The 15,780-nt window shown below is 59.6% G+C and carries 16 protein-coding genes; 7 read left to right on the top strand and 9 right to left on the bottom strand.

The window, feature by feature from the left end:
* Positions 1-7: 7 nt before the first annotated feature.
* The 3 genes from H4I99_RS03000 to H4I99_RS02990 all read left to right on the top strand — a co-directional run bounded on the left by H4I99_RS03000 (position 8) and on the right by H4I99_RS02990 (position 2,887).
* A complete protein-coding gene (locus tag H4I99_RS03000; RefSeq protein ID WP_163904448.1) occupies positions 8-859 on the top strand; it encodes an MOSC domain-containing protein in 852 nt (283 codons plus the stop codon).
* 158 nt (positions 860-1,017) lie between these two features.
* Positions 1,018-2,241 carry an MFS transporter gene (locus H4I99_RS02995; RefSeq protein WP_163904446.1) on the top strand — a complete coding sequence of 408 codons (1,224 nt, stop codon included), beginning with the start codon at positions 1,018-1,020 and terminating at the stop codon, positions 2,239-2,241.
* A 394-nt stretch (positions 2,242-2,635) separates the two neighbouring features.
* The gene (locus H4I99_RS02990; protein WP_163904444.1) at positions 2,636-2,887 is read left to right on the top strand and encodes a hypothetical protein; all 252 of its coding nucleotides are present in this window, start codon (positions 2,636-2,638) and stop codon (positions 2,885-2,887) included.
* On the opposite strand, the gene recO is transcribed toward H4I99_RS02990, so the two are convergent.
* Entirely contained in the window at positions 2,815-3,588 is a 774-nt protein-coding gene (gene recO, locus H4I99_RS02985; RefSeq protein ID WP_163904442.1) for a DNA repair protein RecO, read from the bottom strand. The two genes, H4I99_RS02990 and recO, sit on opposite strands and share 73 nt — an antisense overlap.
* A 155-nt stretch (positions 3,589-3,743) precedes the next feature.
* On the opposite strand from recO, the gene H4I99_RS02980 reads away from it, so the two are divergent.
* On the top strand, positions 3,744-4,844 hold the full coding sequence (locus tag H4I99_RS02980; RefSeq protein ID WP_163904440.1) for an AbrB family protein: 1,101 nt from the start codon (positions 3,744-3,746) through the stop codon (positions 4,842-4,844).
* An 18-nt stretch (positions 4,845-4,862) separates the two neighbouring features.
* On the opposite strand, the gene era is transcribed toward H4I99_RS02980, so the two are convergent.
* The 8 genes from era to rpoZ form a co-directional block, all read right to left on the bottom strand.
* Positions 4,863-5,807: a GTPase Era gene (gene era / locus H4I99_RS02975; RefSeq protein ID WP_163904438.1), complete on the bottom strand. Its 945-nt coding sequence runs from the start codon at positions 5,805-5,807 to the stop codon at positions 4,863-4,865.
* A gap of 9 nt (positions 5,808-5,816) precedes the next feature.
* Entirely contained in the window at positions 5,817-6,539 is a 723-nt protein-coding gene (gene rnc / locus H4I99_RS02970; RefSeq protein WP_163904436.1) for a ribonuclease III, read from the bottom strand.
* The gene (gene lepB / locus H4I99_RS02965; RefSeq protein ID WP_163904434.1) at positions 6,536-7,279 is read right to left on the bottom strand and encodes a signal peptidase I; all 744 of its coding nucleotides are present in this window, start codon (positions 7,277-7,279) and stop codon (positions 6,536-6,538) included. The genes rnc and lepB overlap by 4 nt, the downstream gene beginning before the upstream one ends.
* 93 nt (positions 7,280-7,372) lie before the next feature.
* A complete protein-coding gene (acpS, locus tag H4I99_RS02960) occupies positions 7,373-7,777 on the bottom strand; it encodes a holo-ACP synthase (protein WP_163904432.1) in 405 nt (134 codons plus the stop codon).
* 27 nt (positions 7,778-7,804) lie between these two features.
* Entirely contained in the window at positions 7,805-8,392 is a 588-nt protein-coding gene (locus tag H4I99_RS02955) for a DUF2062 domain-containing protein (RefSeq protein WP_163904430.1), read from the bottom strand.
* A 127-nt stretch (positions 8,393-8,519) separates the two neighbouring features.
* Positions 8,520-8,672 (bottom strand): DUF3563 family protein, encoded by a 153-nt coding sequence (locus tag H4I99_RS02950; protein WP_099057250.1) that lies wholly within the window; start codon positions 8,670-8,672, stop codon positions 8,520-8,522.
* A 240-nt stretch (positions 8,673-8,912) separates the two neighbouring features.
* Positions 8,913-11,138: a RelA/SpoT family protein gene (locus H4I99_RS02945; RefSeq protein WP_163904428.1), complete on the bottom strand. Its 2,226-nt coding sequence runs from the start codon at positions 11,136-11,138 to the stop codon at positions 8,913-8,915.
* Positions 11,139-11,234: 96 nt separating this feature from the next.
* Entirely contained in the window at positions 11,235-11,636 is a 402-nt protein-coding gene (gene rpoZ / locus H4I99_RS02940) for a DNA-directed RNA polymerase subunit omega (RefSeq protein WP_163904426.1), read from the bottom strand.
* A gap of 300 nt (positions 11,637-11,936) precedes the next feature.
* Between rpoZ and H4I99_RS02935 the strand changes: the two genes are divergently transcribed.
* The 3 genes from H4I99_RS02935 to H4I99_RS02925 all read left to right on the top strand — a co-directional run bounded on the left by H4I99_RS02935 (position 11,937) and on the right by H4I99_RS02925 (position 15,560).
* Positions 11,937-12,515, top strand: a complete 579-nt coding sequence (locus H4I99_RS02935; protein ID WP_163904424.1) for a LabA-like NYN domain-containing protein — start codon at positions 11,937-11,939, stop codon at positions 12,513-12,515.
* A gap of 355 nt (positions 12,516-12,870) precedes the next feature.
* Complete coding sequence (locus H4I99_RS02930) at positions 12,871-14,385, top strand: globin-coupled sensor protein (protein WP_163904422.1); 1,515 nt, start codon at positions 12,871-12,873, stop codon at positions 14,383-14,385.
* A gap of 98 nt (positions 14,386-14,483) precedes the next feature.
* Positions 14,484-15,560 (top strand): bifunctional transcriptional activator/DNA repair enzyme AdaA, encoded by a 1,077-nt coding sequence (locus H4I99_RS02925; RefSeq protein WP_163904421.1) that lies wholly within the window; start codon positions 14,484-14,486, stop codon positions 15,558-15,560.
* Positions 15,561-15,780 lie beyond the last annotated feature (220 nt).

Genomic DNA, 15,780 nt, shown 5'->3' with positions numbered 1-15,780 from the left:
GCAGGCCATGAAGGTTACCGAACTCGCCATCTATCCCCTGAAGAGCGCCCGCGTCATCCCCTTGCAGACGGCCCGCATCGAGGCCCGGGGGCTCGCCGGCGACCGGTGGATGATGATTACGGACCCGACCGGCCGCTTCATAACCCAGCGGGAGTTGCCGGCGCTTGCCGGTCTTACCGCCCTGCCCTCCGCCACCCATCTCAAGCTTTCGCTGGATGACGGTCGCGAGATGATGGTCGCGCCGCCCCATCCTGACAACCGCATGGACGTCGATATCTGGAAATCGATCGTCAGCGCCGCCGTGGCCGATGACAGCGTCAATGCCAAGCTTTCCGAATGGTTCGGCCGGGAGATGAAGCTTGTCTTCTTCGATGGCGAGGCCAGCCGCGAAGCCAGCGTCGACTGGGCCGGCCCCGACACTCCGGTCGGCTTTTCCGACGGCTACCAGGTTCTGGTCACCACCACGGGTTCGCTGAAGGCCATCAACGACGACATGGCCGCCCATGGCGAGGGTTCGATAGGCATGGAGCGCTTCCGCCCGAACATCGTCGTCGATTGCGACGAAGCATGGGCCGAAGACGGCTGGGCGGCCATAGAGATCGGCGGCATCCGCTTCGATCTGGTCAAGCCCTGCGCACGCTGCATCATGACGACCCAGGACCAGATCACCGGATCACGCGAGGTCGCAAGTCCAATGGCGGCCATGGGCCGCATCCGCATGTCAGGCGACCGGCGCGTGCCGGGACCGCTTTTCGGCTGGAACGCGGTTCCTCGCGGGGAAGGCCCGATCACGGTTGGCGACGACGTAAAGGTCATCGAGGTTCGTCCCGAGGGCTGGCCGATCAAGCGGCGCGACTGAGCCGTCCCCCGTTCCGGCCGCGACCATCCGGCAGGAAGCGCAACCGCCTCCTGCGCCCCGCCTGACCGTTATCAATTCCTTTGATTAGAACTTCACGAAAAGGCGCTTGGCCACGGGAAGACGGCTTACTATTCTCCGGCTTTCCGGAGGAGAATTTCATGTCCGCATCGACTGCCCGTCCCGCCATGCCATGGCTGATCATCATTGCCGGTTCGCTGGTGGCCATGCTGACATTCGGGCCGCGCTCGGCCATGGGCTTCTTCCAGCTTCCCATGCTCAACGATACCGGCTGGGATCGCTCCACCTTCGGGCTCGCCATGGCCATCCAGAATCTCTGCTGGGGTCTCGGGCAGCCGATCTTCGGGGCGCTCGCCGATAAATACGGTACCGGCCGGATGCTGACGCTGTCCGGCGTGCTCTATGCGCTCGGACTCTTCGTCATGGCTCATGCCGATGCGCCGGTCTGGCTGCATATCGGCGGCGGCGTGCTCGTCGGTCTCGGCGTGGCGTCCGGCTCCTTCGGCATCATCCTTTCGGCCTTTGCGCGCAACGTGACGCCGGAGCAGCGTTCGCTTGCCTTCGGCATCGGCACTGCCGCGGGTTCTGCGGGCATGTTCCTGTTCGCACCGCTCAGCCAGGGGCTCATCTCGGCCTTCGGCTGGTCCGACAGTCTCGTCTATCTCGGCCTGATGATGCTGATCGTTCCCCTGCTCGCGTGGCCACTGCGCGGCAACGCAAAATCCGGGACCCAGTCGCGGAGCGAGGTCGAGCAGAGCGTGGGCCATGCGCTGCGAGAAGCCTTCGCCCACAAAAGCTATCTGCTTCTGGCCAGCGGCTTCTTCGTCTGTGGCTTCCAGGTGGCGTTCATCACCGCCCATTTCCCGGCTTATCTCGGTGATATCGGTATCGATGCCCGCTACGCCGTGATCGCCATGGCGCTGATCGGCTTCTTCAACGTCATCGGCTCGCTCGCCTCGGGCGTGATCGGCCAGCGCTATTCGAAACCGTATTTCCTGGCATGGATCTATCTTGCCCGGTCGCTCGCGGTCACGCTGTTCCTGGTCCTGCCGCAGTCGCCGACGTCGGTGATCGCATTTGCCATCGTCATGGGGCTTCTCTGGCTATCGACCGTGCCGCCGACCAATGCGCTGGTGGCAATCATGTTCGGTACACGCCATCTCGGACTGCTGGGAGGCATCGTCTTCTTGTCCCATCAGGTCGGCTCATTCCTCGGCGTGTGGATGGGCGGTTATCTGTATGACAAATTTGGCAGCTATGATGTCGTCTGGTGGTTCGGCGTGGCGCTCGGTATTTTTGCCGCAATCGTTCATTGGCCGATCCGAGAAAGCGCGGTCGAACGCGGTCTTCCCGCGGCGGCCTAAGGTCGCAGTGCGACAGGATGTCATTTTAACAAATGCGGCATCAGCGATGATTTTTTGCCGCAATGCACCCACATTCGGAGCATGAAAGAATTTTATTTTATTTTTCTTTCTACACCTGTTGACGGGAGAATGTTCGACACCTACCTTTGTCGCATCGGTAAGAGACCGACGCACCAAAGATGAAACCGGCTTCACAGGAAGCCTTTGCCAACAAGGAGGTCAGCGAATGAATATTTCCCTTTATGCCGCCCGCCCTTGGCATAAATCCCCGCTAGACGTGGCGAAATACAATTGCCGACGCTGCTTCTGTCGAATGTGACGCTGAATAAGCACTGAATCCTACAATCGACGCATTTATTTAAGTCTGCGCAAGCGCGCAGGCGGGGAAACCATTATGGAAAAGCAAGTCATCGAATACGCCGGCGTACCCGTCGGCATCACCGTCCCCGAAGGAGATCGGGTCAAGTTCATCGCCGTCAAGTTCCCGGTCATCGATCTGGATGGCGGCACCTATCGCAATGTCAGCGAACTGCAGAATGCCATTCATCGGCATATGCAGAATTCACCTGGTGATCAGGCACTGTTTGCACACGTCGCCAATAGCGCGGGCTTTACGCCGGAACGTAAAGTCTTCAATGCAGCCTGACAGAACCCTTCGCGAGCCGCGCCGGCCTCAAGGCCACGCGGCTCGTAGACGTGTCTGTTGAGGAAAAAGCCAGTCAGGCGGAAGGCTTCCGCCAGACTTTCCTCGTCCGCCGACGCAGCGGCACCAGCCAGAAGAAATCCCGGAAGTGCCAGCATTCTACCCGCATAGGGCAGACCCGCGGCACGACAGACCGCCCTGCCCGATTTCGGCGAGACATAAGCGAGATCGTCCCGAGCTCCGGTCGCCGCACACTGTTCGAGGTCGAGACCGAAACCAAGATCGTTCAGTACTGCCAGTTCGAAACGTACGAAAAGCTCACCCGCAGACGCAGCGTCATCGAGATGATCAAGGATCACGTCCAGCGCCTCAAAAAGATGCGGATGCGGATCCCGTTCCGGCAATAAACGCAGAAGCGCTCCAAGTGCCTGAACACCATAAACGGCGGTCGCACTTTCCATCAGCTTCGCCGCCCTGAGCCTCACCGGCTCGACCCGGTATTCCCCGAGATGTTCATCAAGCCGCGCCCGCCACGTCACTTCAAGCCGGTTTCCCGGCTGCAGCACCGGCTGCATGCTGCGCGAACGTCCTCCGCGCACCATTCCCAGATGACGGCCACGACCTTTCGTCATCATCTCTGCGATAACGCTGGTTTCGCCGTGGCGTCGTGCACCGAGCAATATTGCTTCGTCCGTCCATTCCATAGCGTCATTCTAAAGCGCTTCACGCGTAAATGAAATCGTTCAGTGCTCGGCTGGTCGACCGCATTTAATTTTCCCGGCAAGGGCAGTCCGGCATTCCAGTGCTGCCGGAATTGTTATACTTCCGACGCATCCCCTCCAGACGGGAAGGTTACGATATGGCCCCCGCCTCCCAAGGCCTCGACGAGCAGCAACCAGAACCCGGCAGACTGACGGCATTGCCTCAACCCGTCCGCTGGCTGATTCTGACGTTGCTGTCCCTCGTCCTTGCCGGCCTGCTGACGATGGTGCACATCCCGGCAGCACTTTTGCTCGGCCCCATGGTCGCGGCCATCCTCATGGCAACCAACGGCGCGCGGCTCTCCACGCCACTCCTGCCCTATCTCGCGGCCCATTCGCTGATCGGCTGCATCATCGCCCGCTCCATCGACGCCGATATCGTGACGACCTTCGCCGCCGACTGGCCGATCTTTCTGTCCATCGTGCTTGCCGTCATCGCTTCGAGCACACTGATCGGCTACATCATGGCCCGCAACGCCGTGCTTCCCGGAACGACAGCGGTCTGGGGCACATCGGCGGGTGCCGCCTCCGCCATGCTGGTACTTGCGGAAGCCTATGGCGCGGATGCGCGGCTCGTCGCCTTCATGCAATATCTCAGGGTGGTTTGCGTCGCTTCGGCCGCTTCCATCATCGCGGCTCTGGTCTTCCATGCATCCGGGGGTGCCGCGCCTGAAATCGTCTGGTTCCCACCTGTCGACTGGCTGGAACTTTCAAAGACGCTCGTCGTGGCCTTCACGGCCTGTGCCGTCGGCGCCTATTTCCGCATTCCGGCCGGAACCATGTTCCTGCCGATGCTGGCGACTGCGCTGCTGCATGGCCTCGGCCTCATCACCATCAACCTGCCGCCGTGGCTTCTGGCCTTCGCCTATGCGCTACTGGGCTGGAAGATCGGCCTCGGCTTCACCCGCCGCATCCTTCGGCATGCAGCCTATGCGCTGCCGCAGATCATGCTTTCGATCGTGGTGCTGATCACATTCTGCGGCGGGCTCGCCATGCTGTTGTGGCGTTTTCTCGGGATCGACCCGCTGACCGCCTATCTCGCGACAAGCCCGGGCGGACTCGATTCGGTCGCGATCATTGCGGCCTCAACGCCGGTCGACCTGCCCTTCGTCATGGCGCTGCAGACCGCACGTTTTCTGCTGGTATTGCTGCTCGGCGGGCCAATATCCAAGGCGGTGGCCCGCCTGATCGATCGCTGACAGGCTCAATTCCCGCGACTATTCGCGCGGGAATTCGAGGCCCATTTCGCGGAAGCGCTCGGGATCGTTGCCCCAGTTTTCGCGCACCTTCACGAACAGGAAGAGATGGACCGTCTGCTCGAGGATTTCGGACAGTTCCTTGCGGGAAGCGGTAGAGATCGACTTGATCGCCTCGCCGGCCTTGCCGAGCACGATCTTCTTCTGGCTGTCGCGCTCGACATAGATGACCTGCTCGATTCGAACCGAGCCATCCTTGCGCTCTTCCCACTTTTCGGTCTCGACATGCGAGGAATAGGGGATTTCCTGATGCAGGCGCAGGAACAGCTTCTCGCGGGTAATCTCGGCCGCAAGCTGGCGCATGGGCAGATCGGAAATCTGGTCCTCGGGATAATACCACGGCCCCTCGGGAAGCGTCTTCGCCAGGTAATCCATGACATCGTCGCAGCCGGAACCGGTGGTCGCGGAAATCATGAAGGTGCGTTCGAACTTCACCGCCTCGTTGGCGGCGGAAGCAAGCTTCAGGAGATCCTCCGGCTTCACCCGATCGACCTTGTTCAGTACCAGGATCTTCGGCTGATGCACGTCCTTCAGCCCTTCGAGGATCGCCTCGGCATCGCCGCGCAGGCCGCGCTCGCTATCGATCAAGAGAAGGATGAGATCGGCGTCCTTGGCTCCGCCCCAGGCGGACGTCACCATGGCGCGATCAAGCTTGCGGCGCGGCTTGAAGATGCCAGGCGTGTCCATGAAGACAATCTGGGCGTTGTCATGGATCGCAATGCCGCGCATGACCGCGCGGGTCGTCTGCACCTTGTGGCTGACGATCGAAACCTTGGCGCCGACGAAGCGGTTCACCAGCGTCGACTTGCCGGCATTCGTCGGACCGATCAGGGCCACGAAGCCGGAATGGGTCGGGTTGTCGCCAGCAGCAGCAGTGTCGGCGGAAGTGTTTTCGGGTTCTGTCATCGGTTCCAATCAGCCTGCGTCGTTGGCTTTCTGCCAGACGCCTTCGCGTTCGAGAAGCCTCGTTGCGGCCACCTGCTCGGCGGCGCGTTTCGAGCGCTCGGTTCCAGTTTCCGGCGCAACGCCGGGAATTTCGACGATCACCGTGAAGCGGGGATCATGATCCGGTCCGGAGCGTTCCGCAATCCGGTAACTCGGAGTAACCGCATGCTTTGCATGCGCCCATTCCTGCAATTCTGTCTTGGCATCGCGCCGCGCGCCATCGGCGCGGGTGGCGCGGCTCTGCCAGAAACGCATGATGAACGCCCGGGCGGCTTCCAGCCCAGCATCGAGATAGATCGCGGCAATCAGGCTTTCGACCACATCGGCCCGAACGTTCAGCATATGCTTGCCGGTCAGTTTTTTGACATCGGCGCCGGTTCGGATGAAGCGATGCAGTTCAAGCTGGTCGGCAATCTCGGCGCAGGCGTCAGCGCTGACCAACTGGTTGAAGCGCACGGAAAGTTCACCCTCGGAGGCGGTCTTGTAGGTCTTGAACAAAAGCTCTGCGACGCAAAGGCCGAGCACCCGGTCACCCAGAAACTCCAGGCGCTCGTAATCGCCCCCCTTCGCGCCGGCCTTGGCGCTCGAATGGGTAAGCGCCCGGTCAAGGCGCTCCTTCTCGACAAAGTGATGACCGATCGCGGATTCGAGCCACGACCGGTCCTCTTCTCTCAGGCCTTTCGGCTTTTTCATTCAACCACCTTGAACAGACGGTCCCAACGCATGTTGGACGGCCACTTCCAGATTTCGCGGAACGAGGTGTCGTTGCCGAGCGAGAAGAAGATGACGGAAGCCTTGCCGATCAGGTTTTCTGCCGGCACGAAGCCAACGTCGAAGCGGCTGTCGAGCGAGTTGTCGCGGTTGTCACCCATCATGAAGTAATGGCCTTCCGGGACGATAAATTCGCGGGTGTTGTCACCGCGGGAATCCGGAGACTGGTCCAGCGTGTCATAGGTTACACCGTTGTCCATCGTTTCGCGGAATACCGGGACGTCGGTGCCCGGATCGAGACGGTAATCGGAGGTAAAGCTGCCATCGGGTTCCTTCGGAACCGGCTTGCCGTTGATGTTCAGCACGCCATTGATGACCTGGATATGATCGCCCGGCAGGCCGACCAGACGCTTGATGTAATCGATCTGCGGGTTCGGCGGGAAGCGGAAAACGACGATATCGCCGCGCTTCGGTTCGCTCGCAAAGATGCGGCCTTCGAAGAGGTCCGGCGAGAAGGGCAGCGAATACTTCGAATAGCCGTAGGAGAACTTGTTGACGAAGATGTAGTCGCCCACCAAGAGCGTCGGCATCATGGAGCCGGACGGAATGGTAAAAGGCTGGAACAACACCGTCCTGATCACCATCGCCAGCAGAAGCGCCTGGATGACAACCTTTATGTTCTCCCAGAGGGCATTCTGCTTTTTTTCTACTCGATCGGTCACGCCGTCTCTTCCTTCTCTGAAATTCTGCACTGTCTAGACGTTTCGAGCGTCGGCGGCAACGGCGCTGGCGCGCATTTGGATGCCCGTTCGGGCTCAACCATGGCCGGGCAAGGCCTCGATAATCACAAAAGCCTGAGCCAGCGGATGGTCGTCGGTGATCGTCAGGTGGATCACCGCATGATGATCTGATGGTAGCATGCTCCGCAATCGAGCAGCAGCACCGCCGGTCAACTGCATGGTCGGCTTGCCCGAGGGCAAATTGACGACCCCCATGTCCTTCCAGAACACACCCTGCGCCATGCCTGTTCCGAGCGCCTTGGACATTGCTTCCTTCGCGGCGAAACGCTTGGCATAAGACGCCGCACGATTCTTGCGGCCGTCGGACTTGCGCCGCTCGACATCAGTGAAACAGCGGTTGGTGAAGCGTTCGCCGAAACGTTCGAGCGACTGCTCAACGCGACGGATATCAATGAGGTCGCTGCCGATGCCGATGATCATGGTTTTCCCTGCCCTACAACGCCGACATCAAACGCTCACGCTGCCCTCAATCGCCTCGGCGAGACGGGTTCTGGCGCGGAGCGAAAGCCTCGCCCGACGACGAGACTGAAAACCACTGACTGCATAGAAGGTCAGGCCATAGACAAGGAAGCCCGTCACCAGCGCCGGCGGGATAGCGCCGATCAGCATCGGCTCAAGCACCGGGCGCCACAACTGCGACATTTCGAAATTGCTGAAGAGATGATGAAGGTCGATATGACGCCCAATACTGGAGTCGCCACCTCCAAGGATCAGCGTCCCAATTTCCCAGGTCGCCGCCCAGATGAAGGGAAAGGTCAGCGGATTGCCGAACGCGGTGCCAAGCGCCGCCGCAACCATGTTTCCCGCAATGACATAAGCCAGCGCGAAGGAAACAACGAAATGCAGGCCGATGAAGGGCGTCCATGACGACGCAATGCCAGCCGCAAATCCAGCCGCCACCGCATGCGGCGAAGCGGCCAGACGGACGATACGCATGCGGAAATACCGGAACGGACGCACGAAACCCTTCGGCGACCAGAAGAGGGCGCGCAACCTTTCGGCTAGTCTTGCGGGTTTACGTCGGCGAAACAGCATGGGGCACATTTAATCGAGAGCCCCGGTGTCTACAAGACCGGCCGAGAGCCTGTTTATATTCGCCATTGCTCTCGGCGAAATTAAGGCGTGGAGCAAGCCGCCGCACGCCTTCGGACGGCAGGTGGGCTTAGAAGCCGCGACGGAACATGCCGCGATCGATCTGACGCTGGCGGAACTCCAGGTCAACCATGTCACGGGCGCCGTTCAGGTATGCCATTTCGCGATCGGCAACGCTCGGTACGCGAAGGGCCTTGGCCAGCTTGCGGATAGGTTCAAACATTTCTCTGTCCTCGTTCTTTCTCTCTTATGTGAGGACAATGTAATTGTGCGACGCAAAAACCACCAGTTCCGATAAATGGCTTCAGCCATGCATAAAACGCATGACTTGCGCTTCAACTGGCCAATGGGTGCCCATATCGGAGGCATTTTGTCGCAGAAGCGCATAACCAGCGGGCAAAACTTGCCCGCGCGCCGGCGACCGACGATGGCATGGTTACCGCATTGCTAACGCAAGCACTCGTCAGTCGTAGACGCGCCGTATCGTGGAAATGCAGTCGAGAGCCTTCAGTTCGGAAATCAACTGATTCAACTGCCGAAGGTCCCAGACTTCAAGATCGATCGCCATTTCGGTGAAATCGGTCGCTACTCTTGTCATGCTGAGAGTGCGGATGTTGATGTCGAGGCGAGCAATCGTCTGGGCGACGGTTGCAAGGGTCCCGGGCTCATTGAGGGCGTTGATCATGATGCGGGCAACGAAGCGCGACTTGTTCGCCTCGTCGAGATCCCACCGCACATCGATCCAGCGCTCCGGTTCATCATCGAAGCGCTGCAGGCTCGACGCCTGGATCGGATAGATGGTGATGCCCTTGCCGTCTTCCATGATACCAACGATGCGGTCGCCCGGAACGGCACCGGCCGGCCCGAAATGCACCTCGGCACTACCCGAAAGTCCGCGGATCGGCAGGGGTTCCGGCCCTTCGGCAGCATTATCGCCTTCCGCAGCGCGTGCCTTGCCCGGAATCTTGAAAACCATGCCACTCGCCGTGCTCATGGCGAACCAGCCCTCGTCGCTCGACGGCTTCACCGTGACGCGCTCATCCTGATAGTCGGGATAGACGGCGCGCAGGACATCAAGCGATGAGATTTCGCCGCGACCGACGGCGGCGATCGCATCCTCGACATCGCGCTGCCCAAGGCGATGCAAGACCGGACGCAGGCCGTCACGCGAAAACACCTTGCCGGCGCGCTCAAAAGTGCGCTCGAGGATGCGATAGCCGAGGCCGGAATACTGCTTGCGGATCGCCATGCGGGTTGCCCGGCGGATGGCCGCACGGGCCTTGCCGGTGACCACGATCTCTTCCCATGCGGCAGGCGGCACCTGCACGCCAGAGCGGATGATCTCCACTTCATCACCGTTCGACAGCCGGGTGACCAGCGGCATGATAGAGCCGTTGATCTTGGCACCGACACAGGTGTCGCCGATGTTCGTGTGAACGGCATAGGCGAAATCGATCGGGGTCGCTCCGCGCGGCAGCGCGATCAGCTTACCCTTCGGCGTGAAGCAGAACACCTGATCCTGGAAAAGCTCGAGCTTGGTGTGCTCGAGGAATTCTTCCGGATTGTCGCCTTCCGCCAGTGCCTCGATGGTGTGACGAAGCCAGGAATAAGCGTTGCTCTCGCGCGAAAGGAGTTCGCCCGGCTCTCCGTTTTCGCCATCCTTGTAGAGCGCATGGGCGGCGATACCAAATTCGGCGATCTCATGCATGCGGCGTGTGCGGATCTGTAGTTCGATACGCTGGCGCGAGGGACCGACGATCGTGGTGTGGATCGAACGATAGTCATTCTGCTTCGGGGTCGAGATATAGTCCTTGAAGCGACCGGGAACCACGCGCCAACGGGAATGCACGATGCCGAGCGCGCGATAACAGCCGGGGATATCGTCCACCAGAATACGGAAGCCATAGACGTCGGAGAGCTGCTCGAAAGAGAGTGACTTCGACTGCATCTTGCGGAAGACAGAATAGGGCTTCTTCTGCCGTCCCTTTACGGACGCCTTGACGAGGCCGTTGGCGACCAGCAACTCGCGCAGTTCGTCCTCGATCTTCTTGATCAGGCCTTCATTGCGCTGGGAAAGCTCGGCCAGCCGCTGCGTGACGGTCTCATAGGCTTCCGGATTGATATAGCGGAAGGACAGGTCCTCCAGCTCGTCACGCATGTCCTGCATACCCATGCGGCCGGCGAGCGGAGCATAGATTTCCATGGTCTCTTCGGAAATGCGGGCGCGCTTGTCGTCGCGCATATGCTCGAGCGTGCGCATGTTGTGCAGACGGTCGGCAAGCTTGACCAGTAGGACGCGCACGTCATCGGAAATGGCAAGCAGCAGCTTTCGAAGATTCTCCGCCTGCTTCGCTTTCTTGGTGACGAGATCGAGCTTCTTGAGCTTGGTCAGCCCCTCGACCAGCCGGCCGATATCCTCGCCGAACAGTTCGTCGATTTCCGCGCGGGTCGCGGTGGTGTCCTCGATCGTGTCGTGTAGCAGCGCGACCGCGATGGTCGACTCGTCGAGATGCATGTCGGTAAGGATGGCGGCGACTTCGAGCGGATGCGAGATATAAGGATCGCCGCTGGCGCGCTTCTGCTTGCCATGTTTTTGCATGGCATAGACATAGGCCTTGTTGAGGAGGGCTTCGTTGGCATCGGGCTTGTACTTCTGAACCCGCTCAACGAGCTCGTATTGCCGCATCATGCAAAGCTGCTCCACAAAAGAAAAGCGCGCCAATCAGCACGATTGGCGCACGCAATTAAATCATATCCGCCAGATTATGACGGAACAAATTGACGATTAGTAATCGTCACTCTTTTCCGGCGGAACGAGGCCTTCGATGCCGGCCAACAATTCTTCTTCCGACATCTGGTCGAAAGTAAGGGTTTCGGGCAGCTCGTCTTCGTCGTCACCCTTTGCGGCGGCAACGGTGTTGGAGATCATCGAACCGGCTTCCTGCTCGGGCTCGTCAACCTCGACATGCTTCTGCAGCGAGTGGATCAGGTCTTCCTTGAGATCGTCGGGCGAGAGGGTCTCGTCGGCGATTTCGCGCAGAGCCACGACGGGGTTCTTGTCCTTGTCGCGGTCAATGGTGATCGGTGCGCCCTGCGAGATCTGGCGCGCCCGGTGGCTTGCGAGCAGTACAAGCTCGAAGCGGTTGTCTACTTTGTCGATGCAATCTTCAACGGTGACGCGGGCCATTGCCTGTCCTTTGCGGTCGTGAACTTTTCAGGAATTAACAGCCCGATACAGCCAATGGAAGGCAAATTCAAGTTTTTCGTCACCGCGCCGGTGTCCGCCTGTGCGCTGGACACAAAAAAGCCAGGCTCATTGCGGACATTTCAACCTAGGCGTGCTTGGAATATTGCGAATCGTGCCCTAAATCATTCTTATATGAATAGTTCATAATTTACAGGGACTATCCATTGGCGTGCAGGCAAGGTTCTGTTTTGATTATCATTTGCCAGACAACTCATATTCCTCTTCAAGGATAATTGCGCGATGTTCGACCCACGGGAAAAAATAGCTCTCTTCATCGACGGCGCGAACCTGTACGCAGCCTCGAAGAGCTTGGGCTTTGACATCGACTATCGCAAATTGCTCAAGGCGTTTCAGAAACGTGGCTATCTTCTCAGGGCATATTACTACACTGCCCTGATCGAAGATCAGGAATATTCTTCCATTCGCCCCCTGATCGACTGGCTGGACTACAACGGCTACAAGGTCGTCACCAAGCCCGCCAAGGAATTCACGGACTCCATGGGCCGCCGCAAGGTAAAGGGTAACATGGATATCGAACTGGCCATCGATGCTATGGAACAGTCTGAAACTGTCGATCATCTGGTGATCTTCTCCGGCGACGGCGACTTCACGACGCTTGTCGAAGCCCTTCAACGCAAGGGACGCAAGGTTTCCGTTGTCTCCACCATGGCCACCCAGCCGCCGATGATCGCCGACGACCTGCGCCGTCAGGCCGACTATTTCATCGATCTCGTTTCGCTCAAGGGCGAAATCGGAAGAGACCCGAGCGAACGTCCGCAGCGTCCCCTGGATCCCCTGCCGGCCACCGACGCGGAATAAGTCCCGCCGCGAACAGGGGGCACATCGTTCAAAATCGCTTCAACGAAGTGAGCGTCTGGCTTTGAGCCGGTGCGTATAGCGACTGCGAAATTGACAGAATTCAATATTCAGTAAATCCAATATTACTCTGGATGCGCAAAAGTGCGCCTGGAGCAAGCTTTGTCGCATTTTTGAGACAGTTTTTCCAAATCGCTTTGAGCTTAACTATTATCATTCCATTAAGGCATTCGGGCTAAATTCATCATGCGGCGTTGACCAAACCTCGCATATATATGAATGCGGCACCTCAGTTTACCCGGACAGAATACAGCCTTCCCACGTCCGGACTTCTTCTCTTACATTATAGGCTTTTGATATGGGCAACTTTCACAGGGACCCGTCCCAACTGAACGACCGATTGAATTTCCTCGATCTGGGCGCAAAACAGAAAGAGACGCTGGCCACACTGAAGCCCATCATCGAGGCCGCGATCGGCCCGGCCCTTGATGCATTCTACCGCCGTGCGAAGGCGCATCCCGAGACAGCTCGCTTCTTTTCCAGTGAAGCCCACATCCAGCATGCCAAGAGCAGACAGGAAAGCCACTGGGCCTTGATCTCCTCCGGTCGTTTCGACAACGACTATGTCGATGCCGTATCGGCCATTGGCCGCACTCATGCGCGGCTCGGCCTGGAGCCGCGCTGGTACATCGGTGGTTATGCGCTGATTCTGGACGGGATCATCGAGCGCGTCGTCGGCGAAGAACTCAATGGTTTCGGCCAGTCCCGCAAGGCGAAGCGCCTTGCCGCCAGCATCAGCGCGATCATGAAGGCCGCAATGCTGGACATGGATTACTCCATTTCCGTTTATCTCGAAGCTCTTGCCGACGAGCGGGCTCGTGCTGAAGAGGAGCGCAATCGCCTCGAAGCCGAGCAGGAAGATGCTCTGAAAGCGCTGGACGGCGCTCTTGAGCATCTCAGTTCTGGCGACCTGACGGCAACGATCGAACACGACCTTGCTCCGAAGTTCGACGGCCTGCGGATCAACTACAACAAGGCCATTTCCTCGCTCGCCACGGCTTTCGGCGAAATCGTCCAGGAAGCGGATCGCGTCACGTCCAACAGTCGCGAACTGACCACGGCCACCGACGAAATGGCAAAGCGCACCGAACAGCAGGCGGCGGCGCTTGAAGAGACTGCCGCGGCGCTGGAGGAAATCACCACCGTTTCCAAGCAGGCAGCGACGCGGACCCAGGAAGCCCGCATGGCGGCTCGGACATCCGCCGAAGAGGCCGTTCGCTCCGGCGAGATCGTCTCAGAAGCCGTCGAAGCCATGGGTGACATCGAGGAGTCCTCGCGCAAGATCACCCACATCATCAGCGTGATCGACGAGATCTCCTTCCAGACCAACCTTCTGGCGCTCAATGCCGGGGTCGAAGCTGCCCGCGCGGGAGAAAGCGGGCGCGGATTTGCGGTCGTCGCTCAGGAAGTTCGCGAACTCGCCCAGCGTTCGGCTGCGGCGGCCAAGGAGATCAAGGCGCTGATCGATCGTTCGTCGCAAGACGTCGCTCGTGGCGTCTCGCTGGTGAACCGCACCGGCGACGCGTTGAGAACCATCGGCGAGCAGGTTCATGCAATCAACGAGCATATCGCCGCCATTGCCACATCATCACAGGAACAGTCGACCGGTATCGCCGAGATCAACACCGCGATCACCAGTATGGACCGTATGACCCAGCAGAATGCAGCGATGGTCGAGGAAACGAATGCCTCGACCCATACGCTGATGGATGTTTCCACTCACCTCACGCGACTGGTTTCCCGCTTCTCGGTTTCCCGCTCCTATCGTGCCGCGACAGGCTCGTCCGAATATCGTCCGCGCTACGCAGCCTGATCACGCTTTTTTTGAAGTACACTGCCCTGCCGCCGGAGAAAGACATCCATGCTCTTTTTCTGGCGGCAGCGTTTCCCCGGTCGGGCTAAAACGGTGTCATGCTGTTCACTCGCCCCACCGATGAAGTTCTCTATGACGCGCTGATCGCCCGCGATCCGGCCTATGACGGGTTCGCCTATGTCTGCGTCACCTCCACCCGCATCTTTTGCCGGTTGACCTGCCCCGCGCGCAAACCGAAGCCGGAAAACTGCGTCTTTCAGGACAACGTGGCGGCCTGCCTCGAAGCAGGCTTTCGTCCCTGCAAGCGCTGCCGTCCGCTGCTCAAATACAAGGATCAGGATCCTACGGTCAGCGCCTTGCTCGACGCTCTGGAAAAGGAGCCGGCGCGACGCTGGTGCGAGGATGACCTGAGGGCCGCAGGATATGATCTCTCGACCGTTCGCCGCGCCTTCAAGCGCCAGTTCGGCATGAGCTTCCTCGAAATGGCGCGTCTGCGGCGAGTCGGTCAGGCTGCCGAAACGCTTGCCGAAGGCGGCCGGGTCATCGATGCGCAGATCGACGCAGGTTTTGAGTCGGGTAGCGGCTTTCGCGCCGCCATCAACGCGCTCGTCGGCGAGGCCCCGGCAGGGCTTCGCGGCCAGACGCTGCTCAAGGCCGACTGGCTTGCAACACCGCTCGGCCCGATGATGGCCATCGTCGACGATCACGCGCTGCATCTTCTGGAATTTGCCGACCGCCCTGCTTTGCCTAACGAGATCCGTCACCTGAAGGAAAGGTCGCGAATGTCCATCGCCAGCGGACGCACGCCGGTGACGGACATACTGGCCGCAGTGCTGGATCGCTATTTTTCAGGGGAAAGTTCCGAGTTCGGCATCCGCATCGCCGGCCATGGAACGGGGTTCGAACGCGACGTATGGACAGCCCTGCAGGCAATCCCCGCAGGCGAGACGATGAGCTATTCCGAACTCGCCAGAAAGATGGGCCGAGAATCAGCCGTTCGCGCCATCGCGCGGGCCAACGGAGCAAACCGGATCGCCATACTCATTCCCTGCCACCGGGTTCTCGGCGCCGATGGCAGCCTGACCGGCTATGGAGGCGGCCTCTGGCGCAAGCGCTGGCTCATCGAGCATGAGCGGCGCATGGCCGCGAACCGCAAAAGTTCTGTTGCAGGCTAAGGCCACCTGCACTCCTCTACAAAATCCGGACCAACAGGCAGAGCAAACGGATAACCCATTCCCTGTCCTGCCATTCCGTTCGCTCCAGCGGATCGGCAAACGGATGCTGGCGAAACCGATTTGGCCTTGCCGCCTGAAAAAGACGAAGCCAGTTGAGCCGCATGGCATTTTCCTCCAGACTGTTGTCGCCCCCCTCTCTGTTAAGCCCTTGGTTTTTCAG

It is taken from the genome of Paenirhizobium daejeonense (assembly GCF_014280875.1).
Taxonomy (GTDB): domain Bacteria; phylum Pseudomonadota; class Alphaproteobacteria; order Rhizobiales; family Rhizobiaceae; genus Allorhizobium; species Allorhizobium daejeonense.
Note: the sequence above shows the minus strand (reverse complement) of the source record. Positions and strands in the feature narration are given on the sequence as shown.